Source organism: Ulvibacterium marinum, from assembly GCF_003626755.1.
Taxonomy (GTDB): Bacteria; Bacteroidota; Bacteroidia; order Flavobacteriales; family Flavobacteriaceae; genus Ulvibacterium; species Ulvibacterium marinum.
In genome coordinates this window covers 126100-142249 of sequence record NZ_RBCJ01000002.1, presented here as the reverse complement: position 1 = coordinate 142249, position 16150 = coordinate 126100, and the positions used below count along the sequence as shown (strand labels likewise).

Genomic DNA, 16150 nt, shown 5'->3' with positions numbered 1-16150 from the left:
ATGATTAGCAGTAATCCATATTATACCCAGGCTGCTCATTCCATAGATTCCCCTGCCCTTTTGGTCTTTCCAGATTTGGTACATCAAAACATCCGAAACGCACATGAACTTATAAAAGGAGAAAATACCATCTTGAGACCCCATGTAAAAACGGTTAAATGCTTGGAGGTAATAGAAATGGCACTGCAGCACGGTATTGATCGCTTCAAAAGCAGTACCATTTCAGAGTCGGAACTTTTAGCTATGGCCGGGGTTCATGACGTACTACTTTGCTATCAGCTTTCAGAGGTAAAAGCATTACGATTCGATGCACTTCGAAAAATATATCCAAATACCATTTTTTCATCCCTTATCGATACTATAGATTCTGCCAGGCTTTTGTCTGAACTATTCCAGGAGCACCCAATGGATGTTTTTGTGGATATCAATTTGGGAATGGATCGTACGGGAATAAAACCAGAACAAACTTTAGATTTGGTTAGGGCGTGTTCCGATTTGAAAGGACTCGATATCGTAGGACTACATGGTTATGACGGACATGTGCATTCGCCCGATCAAGAAACCCGAGAAGCTGAAGCAAATAGAATATTTGAACAAATGATACTTTTAAGACAAGAGGTTGAGACCTATCTGGAAAAAAAGATCAATGTAGTACTGGGTGGTTCCCCTTCATTTGCATATTATGCCAAAAAGGATGAGATAGAATGTAGTCCGGGTACCATTTTCTTTTGGGATGCCGGATACAAATACAATTACCCGGAATTGCCTTTTGTTCCAGCTGCGGTTCTATTAACACGGATTATATCCATCATAGATAAAAATTTGTTGTGTTTTGATTTGGGTAGTAAGGCGGTTGCTGCAGATCCACCTCAACCGCGGGTTGAAATTCTCGATTTGGAAAATCAGCGGATCGTTGGTCAATATGAAGAACATTTGGTGGTGGCAGTTCCGGACACATCGGAATATCGCGTTGGTCAACCTTTCTTTGCCGTGCCCTATCATATATGTCCTACCGTAAACCTTTATGAAACATTTGAAGTAATACGGGAAGGCAATCTTGTAGAAACTTGGGCGGTACCCGCACGAAATAGAAAAATCACGGTTTAAAGATGTCAGAAATAAATATTAAGTTAAACCATAGTAGGTCCGCCGAATTGTTGGAAAGGTCTAAAAAGGTTTTAGCAGGTGGTGTTTCCTCGGAATTTCGAAAATTCAATCATCCCCATGCCCTATTTTATGATCATGCGGATGGCGTTTACACTTATGATGTTGACGGGAACAAATATCTGGATTTTACCCTAAGCCAAGGCCCAATGATTGTTGGTCACTCCCATCCACATATAGTAAGGCGTGTTAGGGAATATAGTGAAAAAGGACAGCTTTATGCAGGTCAGCACTTGTTGGAAATTGAGCTAGCGGAAAAACTGAATAAACATATACCATCAGCTGAATTGATGCGTTTTTGCCTAGATGGTTCTACTGCTGTACAGACCGCCCTTCGTGTGGCACGTGCAAAAACCGGACGAAACAAATTCATTCGTTTTGAAGGGCATTATCACGGATGGTTGGACAACGTTTCATGGGGACTTACTTTGGACGAAGAAAAAATGGGTCCTAGGGAAAATCCAGATACCGTAGCATGGACAGAAGGCATCGCCAAAGGTTCATCCGATGAATTTATTCTACTCCCGTGGAATGATTTGGAATTGGTGAAAAAGACCATGGAAGTATATCATGACTCCATCGCCGCCATTATCACGGAACCTATTATGTGTAATAGTGGTTGTATACTTCCGGAAGAAGGATTTTTAGAAGGTCTACGGGAACTTTGTGACCACTATGGTTCGGCCTTGATTTTTGATGAGGTCATTACAGGTTTCCGTACTGGGTTGGGAGGTGCTCAAAAACATTTTGGTGTAACACCGGACCTATCCATTTTTGCTAAAGCCATGGCCAGTGGTTATCCAATTTCGGCCATAGTTGGTAAAAAGGAATGGATGCATGTCATCGCTGAGGGAAAAGTTATCCATGCAGGTACTATGAACTCAGCTTGTCCACTTATAGCCGCGGCATTGGCAACAATCGAGATTTTGGAGGAAGAGGGCACTTATGAACGTATTTACGGTCTTGGTCATCAATTGATGGATGGACTTAGAAATGCGGCCCAGGAAACCGGACAAAATTTGTTAGTCCAAGGATTGGGCCCTATGTTCCACACCGGTTTCACAAATGTGGGTAAAGTCAAGGAATTTAGGGAACTTAGGACATACGAACAGCCAAAGTCTAAGATGTTTGTGCATGGCCTACAGCAAAAAGGTGTCCGGGTAATAGGAAGAGGATTATGGTATATATCGGCCGTACATACAGAGGAGCACATTGATCACGCCATAAAAATAGCAAAAGAAGTTTTATTGGAACTCAAATAACAACCCAAGCGAAGGTATTCGAATATGCTAAGAAAATGGCGGGCTTTCGTTAAATACAGATAGTATGGAATTGAATAATAATTCTAGAGTAGGTATTGTTGGCCTTGGCCTAATGGGAAGCAGTATAGCCACAGCTTTATTAATAAACGGTCAAAAGGTAGTGGCGTTGGCACCGATAATTTCTGATACGAACCAAACTGCACCGGACCGTATAATGCATTCCCTCGAAGAGAGTTACAGAGAGGGGCTTAGCACAATCCCGGCTAAAGATTTGTTCCAAAATATAACTTTTACTTCTGATTACGCCGACTTAAAACCCTGTTGGTTGGTGATGGAATGTGTATTGGAGAATCTAGAAATCAAGCAGGACGTATATCGCAAAATAGAATCCTCTGTCTCGAATAAAGTAATCATCGCTTCCAATACATCTGCAATACCAATAAGTATGTTACAAAACTATCTCAGGGTACCGCAACGCTTTTTTGGGATGCATTGGGCCGAACCGGCATATACTTCTCGTTTTTTAGAAATTATTTGTGGTGAAAAAAGCCCGCTGGAAGTGGGCGAACAATTGTATGTCATTGCAAAAAATTGGGGCAAGGAACCTACTCTGGTACGAAAGGATATTCGGGGGTTTATTACTAATCGTATAATGTATGCCATGTATCGGGAGGCGTTCCATTTGGTTGAAAATGGATATGCCACCATAGAGGACGTAGATCGAGCTTGCAAAAACGATGGCGGTCATTGGATGACCTTCTGTGGACTTTTTCGCTATATGGATTTGACAGGACTACAAGCCTATCATTCCGTAATGAAAGGTCTTTTTCCGGAACTGAGCAACCAAACCACGGTGCCCAAGTTGATAGACGACGTAGCAAAAGAAGGGGGCAACGGAATTTCCAATGGAAAGGGATTTTACGATTATAGCCCCGAGGAAGCCAAAGAATGGGAGCGTACTTTTGAAAAATTCTCTTTTGACATTAATCGTTTGTCCCTAGAATATGCCGATAAAACAACCGACATTTCATCAGTTAAAGTAAAGAAATGAGTTCCACATCCAAGTTCTCTTTTATTGTAGATGGTCATTTAGACCTGGCCACCAACGCCATGTCCATGAACCGGGACCTTACGCAAAGCGTTGAGACCATACGTAAAAAGGAGAAGGATCTCGGATGGTCAGATTTTCAGGATCGGGGAAAAGGTACCGTTGCCCTCCCTGAACTCCGCAAAGGCAACATAGGATTGGTCATCACCACCATGATTTCCCGTTTTTCAGAAGCTGGTGACCCTTTGGATACCATGGCGTTGCCTGGATGGCACTCCCCTCAACAAGCCTATGCCAATGCACAATGCCAATTGGCATGGTACCGAGAGATGGAAGAGTTGGGGGAAATGGCTCAAATTAAAAGTCAAAAAGATTTAAAGGAACATTTGGATGTTTGGAAGAATGAAAATTTGGATACGTCAAAAAAACCAATTGGTTACCTTCTTGCGCTAGAAGGTGCGGATTCTATTGTAAATCTTGATTATTTATATCGGTACTATGAGCAGGGGCTGCGCTCCATTGGCATCTCTCATTTTGGACCAGGCAGATATGCCGCTGGCACCCATTCCGATGGTAGTGGACTGACCTCCATTGGCATAGAGCTACTAAAGGAAATGAACACGCTCAGCATAATTTTAGACCTCACCCATCAAACAGACCAGGGCTTTTTTGAGACCTTGGATATTTTTCAGGGTCAGGTAATCGCAAGTCATCAAAACTGTAGGGCATTGGTGCCGGGTGAGCGGCAATTCACCGATGAGCAAATTAAATGCGTTTTGGAAAGGGATGGTATTATTGGAGGTTCTTTGGATACTTGGATGCTACACCCAAATTTTAAGATGAATGTGGATGATCCAAAGGAACTCAATATCAATATGGAACGTCTGGTGGACCATTTTGACCACATATGCCAAATGGCTGGAGATACAGAACATATTGGGTTTGGAAGTGATCTTGATGGCCTGTTCGGACTGGAACAGACCCCATATGATATGAACTCCATAGCGGACCTATATAAATTTGAGGATATTCTTCTAAAAAGAGGGTATACTAAAATGGATATTGAAAACATTATGTACAAGAATTGGCTACGAATCCTAAATAACGTTTTAAAATGAAAATACGAACTGATAACCCAGTACTGATTTGGAAAACCGCACTCATTCTCCTTATGGGCACCTTTATGCTCATGTCTTGCAAGGATATAGCGGACAACGCGGATTCTTATTCTTCTGGATTACAAATTGGCTATGCCGAAGTAAACTATACACCCCGCATAGGCCTAAATCTGGTTGGTAATTATCGAGGGGATGATTATGCCTCCCGGGGAATTCATGATTCATTATATGGCAAGGCGATGGTAGCAAAGGGCAGCAATGGTGAAAAAATAGCCATTCTTTCCGTCGATATCTGCAACCTCCCTGTAGAATCTATAGATATGATGCGGGAGCATGTAGCTACGGATTCCGACATTAAATCTGAAAATATCTTGATTCACGCCACACATACTCATAGTGGCCCGGAATCAAAATTAGAAGCACCAGAGGCCAAGGACTATCTTCAAAAAGCGGCAAATGCTATTCTAGATGCGGATAAGAATTTGGAACCTGCAGAACTTTTGGTAGGCCGTACTAAGGAAAATCGTATTTCCCATAATAGACGATTAAAAGCCGTGGATGGCACTACCCATATGGTCTGGGAGAAATTTGAACCCGGCTTTATTGAAAAAGCATTGGGTGGAAAAGACCCAGAAGTCATTACCGTTAGTATACAACAACGAGGTGAAATTAGTAGTAGTATCGTCAATTTTGGGTGCCACCCGACCACGCTTACAGGAAACAACTGGCACTACTCCGCCGATTATCCTGGTTATCTCACCGAATCCATGCAAAAAGTTATGGGCAAGGACTTTGGCGTACTTTTTCTAAATGCTCCGAACGGTAATATTACGCAAGTAGATCATAAAGTAGGCTTTCTAGATACATATCAAGAATGCCAACGTATTGGATACCTTTTAGGTGTGGCCGCAATGGAAGCTATGAAAAATCCTGAACCTGCCTCTGGCCATGGTATAATAAAGATTTCTCGGGAAGAGGTACCCCTAAAAAAAATGACTATCACGGAAGAACAGTATAATTGGGCACAAAAAGTCATGAAACGCGTAGAAAAGGAGGGCATGCCAGAATTACAACCGGATGGTATTCCGGAGGAACTATATGCCAAATGGTGGATCGATATGTATGATGAGCAAGACGAAATTGATAATCTTGAGGTTATGGTGATGCAAATTGGCGATATAGCCATAGTTGGACTACCGGGTGAAATGTTCAATGAGTTTGGAATATACATCAAAAAGAATTCTCCCTATAAAAATACCCTGGTGGTCAATCTGGCCAATGGAGACTACAACTATTTTCCAACGGAAATTTCCTTTGGACAAGGTCCTGAAGGGTTTACACCCATGATAACAGGGTATGAAACTACACCCGGTACCACATCCTATGATATAGGTGCAGGAGAAAAATTGGCAGAATCCGCAGTAGCCCAATTAAAAAAGATGCATGGATCTTGAGTAATAACTGTTGAGGAGCAAAAAAATTACTCCCGAAGATCCAATTGCCCTGAAACGTAATTTTTATGGGCTTAGAAAAACTTCGGGCAAGTGATAAATCAACTTTTTTGGTATTTTTTGCGCGCGATCATGGACTTATAATAACGATGTAAAAAGTCATAGCATACCAATTCGTGTAACCGATTTTTGGACTTGAACAAGCGATTCATATGCATATGGAGATAGCTTGCCATTAAATCATCAAGCCCTATTTCCATAATTCCATTTTTGAAGTAATTTAGAATTTGCGAGGCAATGGGCCGAACCTCTTTTTCCTTAATATCGATAACATCCAAAATTGGGGCATAATCCGGTTTGTCCGCAACATTAAAAATCATGAATTCTTCAATTCTTTTTCGCTCCTCCCGATACTTTGAGTCGAGCTGTTTCTTTAATGGTCGGGATATTCCGAATTCATTTCCAAATCCGGTTTTTAACCTATCTAAAAGCCGTAGTTTATCATCGTCCGAGTAGCCAAAATCATTGAGATGCGAGTCCATGGCACGAAGTGAGAACAACCAACGAAGCATCTCCCCCTCCTCACCTTCTATCATATCCAAAAAGTGAACTATCATTTTGCTATCGTAATAGAAAAAGACTTCCGATAATTCCATGGTACGTTCACCATAGCGTTCAATCTCCCTTTGATAAGTATCCAGTTGAATTTTCCAAATAAGGTCTTGATCCATAAATTGCTTTAAAGGTGGATAAAGTCCGTTTATGACCTCCCCTACTCTCTCTGGATTTGAATAATGTAGACGCACTCTAATATGGTGCCTTGTATCTGCATATCTTATAAAAAACCATTTATCGACAATGCCATCCTCTTTTAGTTTTTCAACCACAGGTTTAATGATTTCGCTAAGGACTACATCCGATGTCTTGTGACCCGTGTAAATTTTATAGTACAACCAACTGTCACCCAAAATGTAGTTCCTCTGCACCCTTTTTTGCTTTATCCTTATTGATGTCATAACCCAATTTTTCCTCATTAAAAAATGATACGATTACCTGATTGGTGTAGTACTCTGTTTTGTTCTTTACGATTCCCTCTTCGGTAAACAAAAATTCTGTGAGCTTAAAATCCGTTCTTTTCTCTACGGTATCCAAGAACATCCTTACGGAGGTAAGATTCTGAAAATTCACCAATAATTCGTTGTCACCATCGGCGAGCATAGCAAATTTGGGTATCTTCAGGGTTTTCCTAAAAGAGGCTAGCTCTTCGGTTAATTGCCCATCGTTATTCCTTATTTTTAAAAGGCCCGAAATATGATTCTTCCTTAAATGCCATGTGGCGTTCTGTAAAATCAGGTTATGGTATTCGATTCTTGGAAGAAACTCAAAGTTTTCCGCAAACGGACTAAGGTTGATCCCTATACCACTTCTAAATCCCTGGGTTTGCATATCGGCCAAAAAATGATAGATAGGAAGCGAATCCCGAGAATAGTTATGGGCATTGGTTAAATGTGGAATTACCTGCTTATTGTACTTTTTTGACCTCAACATAATTGCATTGTTTTTGATGGAAATCATCAAATCGTCAAGCGTTAACTGAAATGGTTTAGATTTCACGGACTTGGCCAAATATGGGATTTCATACTCGCGGAAATCGGGACGCATTAAAATGTTGCCTACCCTTGATTCGGGAAGATGCACGATTTCGGCTAAAATCTTATCGGCATTTATCTTGGTTTCCGCTCCGATTATTTCCATCGTGTAATCATGAAGTTCCTTGTCCCCATGACAAAAACGACCTAAAAGATTTGCCGCACTAGAGCCCCCACCGCCGCTGAACTTTATTTTTTGCCGACCATTTTCAATAATAATCTCCAGCATACAGGACATTGTATCCGGCAAATCGTCCCACTCGGCCTCATACTCCTGGAAATCGTTATCACTTAGCGTAATGGTATATGAGTTTTCCCTAAAGGCCTTGTTGAGTTTTTTTTGAAATATGGAGTTGATGGTAGTCCATTTTACGTCAACGATCGATTGCCTCGAATCCCTTTCGGGAAGAATGATGCCATCTACCAATGGATTTATATCCCCTGAGCCCTGATTCTGGACATATCCTAAGCCTATCTCTACATCAAGGGCGGTTGCCAAAGGAACTTCACGTTCTTCATATCTTTCGTAAAAAGCTTCCTTGAATTTGGAAAGGAAGGTCTCTTGGGGCGGTATTGAAATCCTATTGAGAAGGATTAGCCCCTTTTTTACATCATCGATTATAGCTTCATCTAAGGTATTGGCCTTAACGCCCAATGCCACATCGGTCTGAAACATGAATTTGAGATCAAAGTCCGTTCCCAATTCCCTTAAGGATTCCGTTAGGTTAAGATACTCATCCGGATCGTTGCCCATAGTTGAATCAATAAGAAGCATTTTTTTTCCCGCTTCTTGCAGTGTGCATAATACGTCTTTTGTATTGTGCAATTTTTTGAGTACGGAGCAAATCTGTTCTAAAAACTCAGATCCGGAAACAGAGGGTTCCAACTCACTGATCAGTAATTGGCTGTCTACCAATTCTTCTATATAGGAAGATGCTTCTTGGGTGGTAATTTCATCGCTCACCAACATATTTACTAAATCCAGAAGCAAAGCACCTTTGTTCGCTTTGACCAAAACTAAATCGAGATACTCCGTGTCATCTACGGCCACGATATTGTGGTGCCTTTTACTGTTGATATATTCGTATTCCACATATCGTAACTGTTTTCCGGCTTTATAAATACTGGTATTGGGAAAAAAGAGAAGTTGATGCTTTATTTCGGGCCTTTTCACCAAATCTTGTGAAAGTGCCACCAGATAGTTCATGTCCAATCTTGTATGCCGGCGGTTTTTATCTACCTCTTTTAAAACAGTGTTCGTTTGAACATCAAACCTTCCTACGGAACATCCAGCGAACAGACCAAACGGTGTACACCTTGAGGACATTCTTGTAAGATATTTGAGCATAGAAAATTTGAGCTTTTCTATCTTTTTGTTGTCCGTTTGTTCTCCATCCACCCACCTAGTAATTTCCATGGATAAGGAAGGTGATGCCAAGAATAAGGCTTCTTTTATTACGGGATCATTGAAGGCCTTTTTAAAATCTTCATCTGGGATGGTTTTTTTTGAGGTAAAGGTCTTGTACCAATCCAGGGACAATAAAGGGGTCCTCAACACATAGTTGTAAAAATTTTTATATGGATTGCTGCCGGCCATATTGGGGTTAGCTTATCATTAAACATTCATCCCAGCTAGTTTCAAAATCCGCCAAATAATCTATGATGACCAGTCCCATTCCCGAAATTCCTTCCAATAGGGAAATACCTACTATCCATTCGTTTACATCCCTCCATTGCTTGTAGCCGGCATAACCATCTTCATGTATCGCCTTGTTTATACCATCCTGAATCCAGAATTCCATGGCGTCCTTGAAAATTGGAATTTTAGTTTCTTTATAAATCCGGGAAAAGATCTGGGCAATTCCATAAGACCCATGGCACACTATGGCATCCTTTACCAAGCTCGTATCCGGCGTGGTTCGCTCTGCGGCATGTTTAAGAATAGAAATCGATTCGTTTTTCAGTTTTTCATCTTCTAAAACCTTTGAAGCGTAATACAATTGTAATCCAATACCTAATTCTCCATAACACCATCCCAACCTACTATTTCCGCCGGTTTCCCCATTGGTCAGTACACGATTTGGAAAAAGAGAGATTGAATTGTTTTCCTTCTTAAAACCGATGACATATCCAACGGCACCTTTTAGCATGGTTTCGGTAACAGGCTTAAAATCATCATATTGGGATAGTTTGACCATAATTCCAATGATACCGGCAATCCCATGGGACAAACCTAGGTTATAACTTTTTTCTTGATTACGGGGATTTACGGAAATCCATTTTAGATTGCTGTCCTTATCCTTTTCCGATGATTCATCTAGAAAAGAGATAAACCCCAAAAGATAAGTCTTATACCTATTCTTTAACTTTGTCGATTTTGTATTCCTATATCGATTCAGAAAATATAGGGCATAACCAATGGCACCATGTAAAAAATCATAATTCCCCACCTTCATATCGGAAACCATGGCCGTGTGCAGATACCCATCCAATTGTGATAGGAGATCATCCGTTTCGATTTCCATGAGATCTGCCTGTTCCAAATGATCCAGGACCCAACCTGTACCAGCAATTCCATCACAAAATGTGGGATAGCCATACCCCTCGTCAATTCCATCGATAACCTTTGATAGCATTTCTACACCAAAATCTGCATTGGAGTTAACATCCAAATATTTGGAATAGTAAAATTGAAATAAGGAAACTCCAGATAATCCAACCAGCACCCCGGCATTTTTTTCCTCCTTATAGTGCCTTCGAATGGCATCGTCAATCTCTGCCAAATGTTCTTCCAAAATTTTTTTGCTCATAACAGAATTTATGTTCAAGGCCAGAATGCAAAGTCATACATGCCATAATTCATTGATTTAGCGCAAACAATGGTGCTTTATCCAATAATCCCAGGTAATTATGTACTGCAGGGGCATAAACGCACATTGTTGAAGCGTAAATAGAACAGAAAAACCATCAGCAAGGGTTTGCGACTGATGGTTAGGTGAAAAACAGTAATTCCTGACGGACAATTTAACAACAGGAAATCACTATGGAAGTGCCCGATGTGCAATTGTTATTTGTGGTATCGGTAGGACAACCCTCGGAGCAGGTGTAATCATAAAGTGTAGCCTCCGCTCCACCGGTAATCGATTGGGCAGTTAAATTGGAAATCTTCTTTTTGCTAAGGGAAAGTTTCCCTGAAAACTTAGCTTTTTTCATGATAAATATTTAAAGATTAATACTTATTAAATGTAAGAAATTATTTAATATATTAAGTTTTAAACTTGTTAAAGTTAAGGATTGCCTTAGACGAAATTGGAACATATTAATAGAAAAACCATTAGTTATGTGCGATAACTAATGGTCAAAAAAACTAATGAAAATAATTTCTAGCAACAAGAAATAACGACTGATGTCCCAGACGTACAGTTATTGTTAGTTGTATCTGTCGGACAACCTATAGAGCAACTAAGTATATAACTGTTACCATCACTACCTGCCCCTCCTACAATGGACCGAGCTGCCAAATTTGAAATCTTTTTCTTACTAAGGGAAAGCTTCCCAGAAAATTTTGCTTTTTTCATAATACATTCTTAAAGGTTAATACGTATTAAATGTAAGAAAAAAGTTACATGTATGCTGTGGCATTTATGTTAATTGTTTCTTTTTTATCTTGTTTTAATCATTTCGCCAAGAATCTTTAGAGGTATCCAAAATAAAGTTTATTTATGTTTTTAATGCATCGAATCATAAACGGGGTACCACCGGTCTTATAAAATCCTATCAAGATTGAAATTATTCCTACCACTCATTTTACCATATTCCTTCTACTTTTAAGGAAAGTTTTTAGAAAGTCTTGTTTTGCCATTGGGTTGATTTAGTTAATTTGAGTTAGTTATCTTCTAAGAAAGGCTTGCCTTGTTCTTCCCAATGGCTTTTCTAACGAGCGACAATACCATGAATTTTTATTCTACCCTTGACCTATCTGTTTTCGCATTGCCCAAGAATTCTCTCTTTGATAGGTTTACGAGCTCATTCCAAATATGCACTATATTTATAGCTGTAAAATTGGATTCGATCTGTTATTGTATGAATAAAAAAAAATACACCATTAAGGATATCGCTCAATTTGCGGGGGTTTCCAAAGGTACTGTTGACAGGGTGCTTCATAAACGTGGTAGGGTTTCCAAGGATGCCTATCAAAAGGTGGACAGGGTATTAAAAAAAATTGATTACCGACCAAACCCGATTGCAAGAAACCTTAAGATCAACAAAACCTACAAAATTTGTGTCCTCATACCGGACTTTGAAATAGACCCTTATTGGCTTCCGGCCATAGAAGGAGTGCGCATAGCCGCCAAGGAATTTGGTCCTTTCGGAGTGGTTGTCGAAGAATATCCGTATCATCCGAACAAGACGGTCCATTTTGTAGAACAATCAAATGTTGCAATTGAATCAAATCCCGATGCCCTTTTAATGGTTCCGATTTTTCACAAGGAGTCACTCAAGGTATTTCAGAACTGTAGGCAAAAAGGAATATTTCTGGCATCCTTCAACAATCATATAGATTCCTTGAGCATAGAAAATTTCATTGGTCAAGATTTGGTACAAAGTGGTAGGGTCGCGGCAAATCTTATAGACAAGGTTACTGCCGAAGGCACGCATATTGCAATTATACATATTGACGAGGAGTTGCACATGCGGCAAAAGGAAATTGGTTTTAGGGACTACTTCAAGGAGAAAAAAAGAAATACAAAAAAAATAATTACCTACAATCTCAAAACAGATAATCCGGATAACTTCAAAACGGGGTTCACTTTGTTTCTTGAAAGCCACCCTTGGATAACCGGCTTTTTTGTCACCAATTCCAAGGCCCATTTGCTTATAGAATTTCTTAGGACCGATGGCCGAAATTTTACAATGGTAGGATATGACCTTTTGGAGGAAAACCTTAAACATTTACGCAAGGGAAAAATAGATTTTCTTATCCATCAAAAACCCAAAAGACAAGCCTATTTGGGAATCGGTTATTTAGCGGAATATTTTCTATTTGAAAAGGAAATGCCCTCCCAAGAATTGTTGCCTATAGATATTGTGACCGCGGAGAATGTGAAATATTATATAAATTGATGTCTAGGAATGTTAATTGTTATTTCTAGGGATTCTAAAAATTGGTTTTTAACAAACAATTCCATAGCAAATTGTTTCACCTATATACTCTGACATCAAAGCCTGTTTAACGAGAATTTTCGGCGGTGTGTTCGAGCACATTTTTTCTAGGACATCTTGTTTTATAGAAAAAATAGTTTAAATTCACATATTATAATAAAATGTTAAACTAACTACATTATCAAAAAACTAACATTATGACTAGAAAATTAATTGTATTTCTTGTGTTGGTATTAGGGGCGTATCCCTTGCTGGCGCAGAACAAAACCGTTACAGGAACGGTAACCGACACCTCGGACGGGTCACCTTTACCCGGCGTAAACGTCTTGGTTCAGGGAACCACGAATGGGACGCAAACTGATTTTGATGGTAACTATACCATAGAAGTCGCCGAAGGAAATGTTTTGGTTTTTTCCTACATTGGAATGAGAGCACAAAGTATTACTGTTGGCTCCTCAAATACTGTTGATGTCCAAATGGTGGTCGACGAAAATCAACTGGATGAAGTCGTGGTTACCGCATTGGGTCTGGAACGACAGTCCAAGTCCCTTTCCTATTCGAACCAGCAAGTGGAAACCGAAGAATTGACCAAAGCCCGTGCCATTAACGTTACCGAAGGGTTAAGTGGAAAGGTAGCCGGTCTTACGGTTGCCCGTTCTGCCACTGGTGTGGGCGGGGGCACTCGGGTACTTTTAAGGGGTATACGTTCCATTGATGGAAGTAGCCAACCGCTCTATGTTGTTGATGGTATCTTATTAAATGGGGATATCAATAATATACCCCCGGATGATATTCAGGAAATTTCGATACTTAAAGGTGCGAATGCGGCCGCACTTTATGGAAGTAGGGCCCAGAACGGTGCCATCATTATTACAACGAAATCCGGTAAGGGAGCCCGTGAAGGGGTTTCTGCAACCGTAGGTTTCACCTCCCAGATGAGTAGCCCCATCCACTTATTGGAATTTCAAAACGAATATGGCCAAGGTGCCGGAGGAACCTATTCACCACAGGCAACCACTTCTTATGGTCCTCGTTTTGACGGTAGTCAGGTGGCTCATTGGTCCAATGACCCCAACTATCCGGATTTTGGAGGCACGTATACTTATGAAGCGCAGCCGGACAATGTTGAGGATTTCTTTAGAATAGGCCATGAGATAGCCACCAATGTTGGCGTTAACGTTAATAGTGAAAAGTCCAATGTATTTCTAGGCTATACCTTTACCAACGCCGGCGGAATCATACCGGGGAACGATTTGAACAGACACAGTATCACTACCCGGATCAATTCCAATATTACCGAGAAATTACAGGTTGATGCAAAGTTGAATTATATTCGAGACGACTTTACCAATGTTCTTACCCCGGGTGAAAGCTACGATAACCCGGTACGTTATTTGTACAAAACGCCCAGAAATATCCGTACCCAGGATTTTGAAAATTTTCAATTCATCAATGAGGAAGGGAAACTAAGACAACACTATTTTCTCCCACAATTTAATGGGGGGGGCAACCCCTATTGGGTCGCCAATAACGTAAAACGCCCACGATTGGATGAACGAGTATTGGGATTGTTGTCCCTGAAATACGATATTACGGATGATCTTTCTATTCTGGCCCGTTCAGCTATAGATCGTACCAGCAGATCGGAGGATCAACTATGGTACAATGACACCTATACCGTAGCGCAGTTTGGCCGTTACCAAAAAACGGCCAGCAATCAGTACGATTGGAATACGGATGTTTTGATCAATTACAACAAGAACATCACGGACGATTTCAAAATAGATTTAAACGTTGGGGCCAACCAAAGGGTTTTCGAAAGAAACCAGATAAGGGGCAATGGAACAAATTTTACCATCGAAAATTTCTTTGCCTTGAGTAATACCCAAAATCCATTGGCCACGGAGCAATTTGATAAATTTGAGGTGCAGTCGGTATATGGTTTAGCTGAATTTTCGTATAAAAATGCCATTTTCCTCAACCTAACGGCGAGAAATGACTGGAGTTCGACCTTGCCCGAGGATAACCGCTCCTATTTTTATCCTTCCGTAGGGTTAACCACCGTGGTTACGGATTTAGTCGATTTGAGCAGCTCACCCCTTAGCTTCCTAAAGCTACGTGCCAACTGGGCCGAGGTGGGTAACGATACCCAGTCCTTTAGACTATCCCGAAGAGCGGATATTCGATTCGGTTCCTTGGACATCAACCCCACACAGCCGAACCCGGATTTAAGGCCGGAAACTACGGAATCTTTGGAACTTGGCTTTGACGCCCGTTTTCTGGATAATCGATTGCGTTTGGATTTTACCTATTATAAGACTAACACCTTTGATCAAATCTTTAGAACCCCCACCCCTGTAGGTTCCGGTGTCTCCGAAATCTTTCAAAATGGTGGAGATATTCAAAATCGCGGTGTCGAAGTAGTATTAGGCGCAAGTATTATCGATAATCCAGATTTCTCCTGGGATTTAGATCTTAATTTCGCTACCTACAAAACTGAAGTGTTGGAAATTGCGGAAGGTTTTGATCGGTTGACCATAACCAGTGATTTTATTCGCGACTATGTATTGGTAGCCGGTGAGGAATTTGGTGATACCTATTCAAGGGGTTACCAACGTGATGATCAAGATAGGGTAATCGTCGACGACACGGGACTTCCGCTGATTACACCGGGACGTAATGAGGTAAAGGTAGCCAATTTTAATCCAGATTGGACAGGGGGTATCCGAAACTCCTTACGTTACAAGAACTTTAACTTTAGTGCGTTAATCGATATCCGACAGGGAGGTACGGTGACCAGTTTTACGGAGGCTATCTTGGCCCGTGACGGTGTTTTGGACTATACCACCGAAGGTCGCGATGGTGGATTGGTATTTGGCGACAATTTCTTTGGGGGTGAAACCGCCGTCCGACAGGATGGATCTCCGAATACTATAGCGGTTACCGCGGAGCAATTTTGGAACCGGGTCGGGGGTCGAAATACCCCGGTAGGCGAAGCTTTTGTTCGTGATGCTTCCAATATTCGTTTACGGGAACTTGTTATAGGGTATACCGTACCCCAGAGTATCTTGTCCAAGACCTTTTTTACTTCGGCCAATATTTCACTGGTGGGGCGTAACTTGTTCTTCATAACCAACAAAGCAGAGAATTTTGACCCGGAAGTACTTACTTCCGTTACAAATGATCCCACCTCTTCGAATAACGGGGAAATTTCCGGAGGAGGTAGGGAGGCTTTTGCACCGCCTACCAGTAGAACTTTTGGGGTCTCCCTAAATTTTGGATTCTAAAAAAAATT

At 40.9% G+C, this 16150-nt stretch carries 12 protein-coding genes; 7 read left to right on the top strand and 5 right to left on the bottom strand.

The window, feature by feature from the left end:
• The 5 genes from D7Z94_RS07775 to D7Z94_RS07755 all read left to right on the top strand — a co-directional run bounded on the left by D7Z94_RS07775 (position 1) and on the right by D7Z94_RS07755 (position 6046).
• On the top strand, positions 1–1107 hold the full coding sequence (locus tag D7Z94_RS07775) for an alanine racemase (protein ID WP_120711010.1): 1107 nt from the start codon (positions 1–3) through the stop codon (positions 1105–1107).
• Positions 1108–1109: 2 nt separating this feature from the next.
• Positions 1110–2426, top strand: a complete 1317-nt coding sequence (locus D7Z94_RS07770) for an aspartate aminotransferase family protein (RefSeq protein ID WP_120711009.1) — start codon at positions 1110–1112, stop codon at positions 2424–2426.
• A gap of 64 nt (positions 2427–2490) precedes the next feature.
• Positions 2491–3477: a 3-hydroxyacyl-CoA dehydrogenase family protein gene (locus D7Z94_RS07765; protein WP_120711008.1), complete on the top strand. Its 987-nt coding sequence runs from the start codon at positions 2491–2493 to the stop codon at positions 3475–3477.
• On the top strand, positions 3474–4592 hold the full coding sequence (locus tag D7Z94_RS07760; protein WP_120711007.1) for a dipeptidase: 1119 nt from the start codon (positions 3474–3476) through the stop codon (positions 4590–4592). The genes D7Z94_RS07765 and D7Z94_RS07760 overlap by 4 nt, the downstream gene beginning before the upstream one ends.
• Complete coding sequence (locus D7Z94_RS07755; protein WP_120711006.1) at positions 4589–6046, top strand: neutral/alkaline non-lysosomal ceramidase N-terminal domain-containing protein; 1458 nt, start codon at positions 4589–4591, stop codon at positions 6044–6046. The genes D7Z94_RS07760 and D7Z94_RS07755 overlap by 4 nt, the downstream gene beginning before the upstream one ends.
• 98 nt (positions 6047–6144) lie before the next feature.
• Here the strand turns inward: D7Z94_RS07755 and D7Z94_RS07750 are convergent, their stop codons facing one another.
• The 5 genes from D7Z94_RS07750 to D7Z94_RS26205 all read right to left on the bottom strand — a co-directional run bounded on the left by D7Z94_RS07750 (position 6145) and on the right by D7Z94_RS26205 (position 11270).
• Positions 6145–7029 carry a thiopeptide-type bacteriocin biosynthesis protein gene (locus D7Z94_RS07750; RefSeq protein WP_158594605.1) on the bottom strand — a complete coding sequence of 295 codons (885 nt, stop codon included), beginning with the start codon at positions 7027–7029 and terminating at the stop codon, positions 6145–6147.
• Positions 7004–9250, bottom strand: a complete 2247-nt coding sequence (locus D7Z94_RS07745) for a lantibiotic dehydratase family protein (RefSeq protein ID WP_158594604.1) — start codon at positions 9248–9250, stop codon at positions 7004–7006. The genes D7Z94_RS07750 and D7Z94_RS07745 overlap by 26 nt, the downstream gene beginning before the upstream one ends.
• A 46-nt stretch (positions 9251–9296) precedes the next feature.
• Positions 9297–10502 (bottom strand): lanthionine synthetase C family protein, encoded by a 1206-nt coding sequence (locus tag D7Z94_RS07740; RefSeq protein ID WP_120711003.1) that lies wholly within the window; start codon positions 10500–10502, stop codon positions 9297–9299.
• Positions 10503–10716: 214 nt separating this feature from the next.
• The gene (locus D7Z94_RS07735) at positions 10717–10905 is read right to left on the bottom strand and encodes a class I lanthipeptide (RefSeq protein ID WP_120711002.1); all 189 of its coding nucleotides are present in this window, start codon (positions 10903–10905) and stop codon (positions 10717–10719) included.
• A 170-nt stretch (positions 10906–11075) separates the two neighbouring features.
• Complete coding sequence (locus tag D7Z94_RS26205; RefSeq protein WP_211341765.1) at positions 11076–11270, bottom strand: class I lanthipeptide; 195 nt, start codon at positions 11268–11270, stop codon at positions 11076–11078.
• Between the two features lie 505 nt (positions 11271–11775).
• On the opposite strand from D7Z94_RS26205, the gene D7Z94_RS07730 reads away from it, so the two are divergent.
• Together D7Z94_RS07730 and D7Z94_RS07725 are read left to right on the top strand one after the other, a co-directional pair.
• Positions 11776–12816: a LacI family DNA-binding transcriptional regulator gene (locus tag D7Z94_RS07730; protein WP_158594603.1), complete on the top strand. Its 1041-nt coding sequence runs from the start codon at positions 11776–11778 to the stop codon at positions 12814–12816.
• A gap of 236 nt (positions 12817–13052) precedes the next feature.
• Positions 13053–16142 carry a SusC/RagA family TonB-linked outer membrane protein gene (locus D7Z94_RS07725; RefSeq protein WP_120711000.1) on the top strand — a complete coding sequence of 1030 codons (3090 nt, stop codon included), beginning with the start codon at positions 13053–13055 and terminating at the stop codon, positions 16140–16142.
• The last annotated feature ends 8 nt before the right edge of the window (positions 16143–16150 follow it).

Excerpts from the sequence above, each read along its gene's own strand:
- D7Z94_RS07735 (WP_120711002.1), bottom strand. The coding sequence starts at position 10,905 with ATGAAAAAAGCTAAGTTTTCAGGGAAACTTTCCCTTAGCAAAAAGAAG.
- D7Z94_RS07770 (WP_120711009.1), top strand. The coding sequence starts at position 1,110 with ATGTCAGAAATAAATATTAAGTTAAACCATAGTAGGTCCGCCGAATTG.
- D7Z94_RS07760 (WP_120711007.1), top strand. The coding sequence starts at position 3,474 with ATGAGTTCCACATCCAAGTTCTCTTTTATTGTAGATGGTCATTTAGAC.
- D7Z94_RS07765 (WP_120711008.1), top strand. The coding sequence starts at position 2,491 with ATGGAATTGAATAATAATTCTAGAGTAGGTATTGTTGGCCTTGGCCTA.
- D7Z94_RS07775 (WP_120711010.1), top strand. The coding sequence starts at position 1 with ATGATTAGCAGTAATCCATATTATACCCAGGCTGCTCATTCCATAGAT.
- D7Z94_RS07725 (WP_120711000.1), top strand. The coding sequence starts at position 13,053 with ATGACTAGAAAATTAATTGTATTTCTTGTGTTGGTATTAGGGGCGTAT.
- D7Z94_RS26205 (WP_211341765.1), bottom strand. The coding sequence starts at position 11,270 with ATGAAAAAAGCAAAATTTTCTGGGAAGCTTTCCCTTAGTAAGAAAAAG.
- D7Z94_RS07730 (WP_158594603.1), top strand. The coding sequence starts at position 11,776 with ATGAATAAAAAAAAATACACCATTAAGGATATCGCTCAATTTGCGGGG.
- D7Z94_RS07740 (WP_120711003.1), bottom strand. The coding sequence starts at position 10,502 with ATGAGCAAAAAAATTTTGGAAGAACATTTGGCAGAGATTGACGATGCC.
- D7Z94_RS07755 (WP_120711006.1), top strand. The coding sequence starts at position 4,589 with ATGAAAATACGAACTGATAACCCAGTACTGATTTGGAAAACCGCACTC.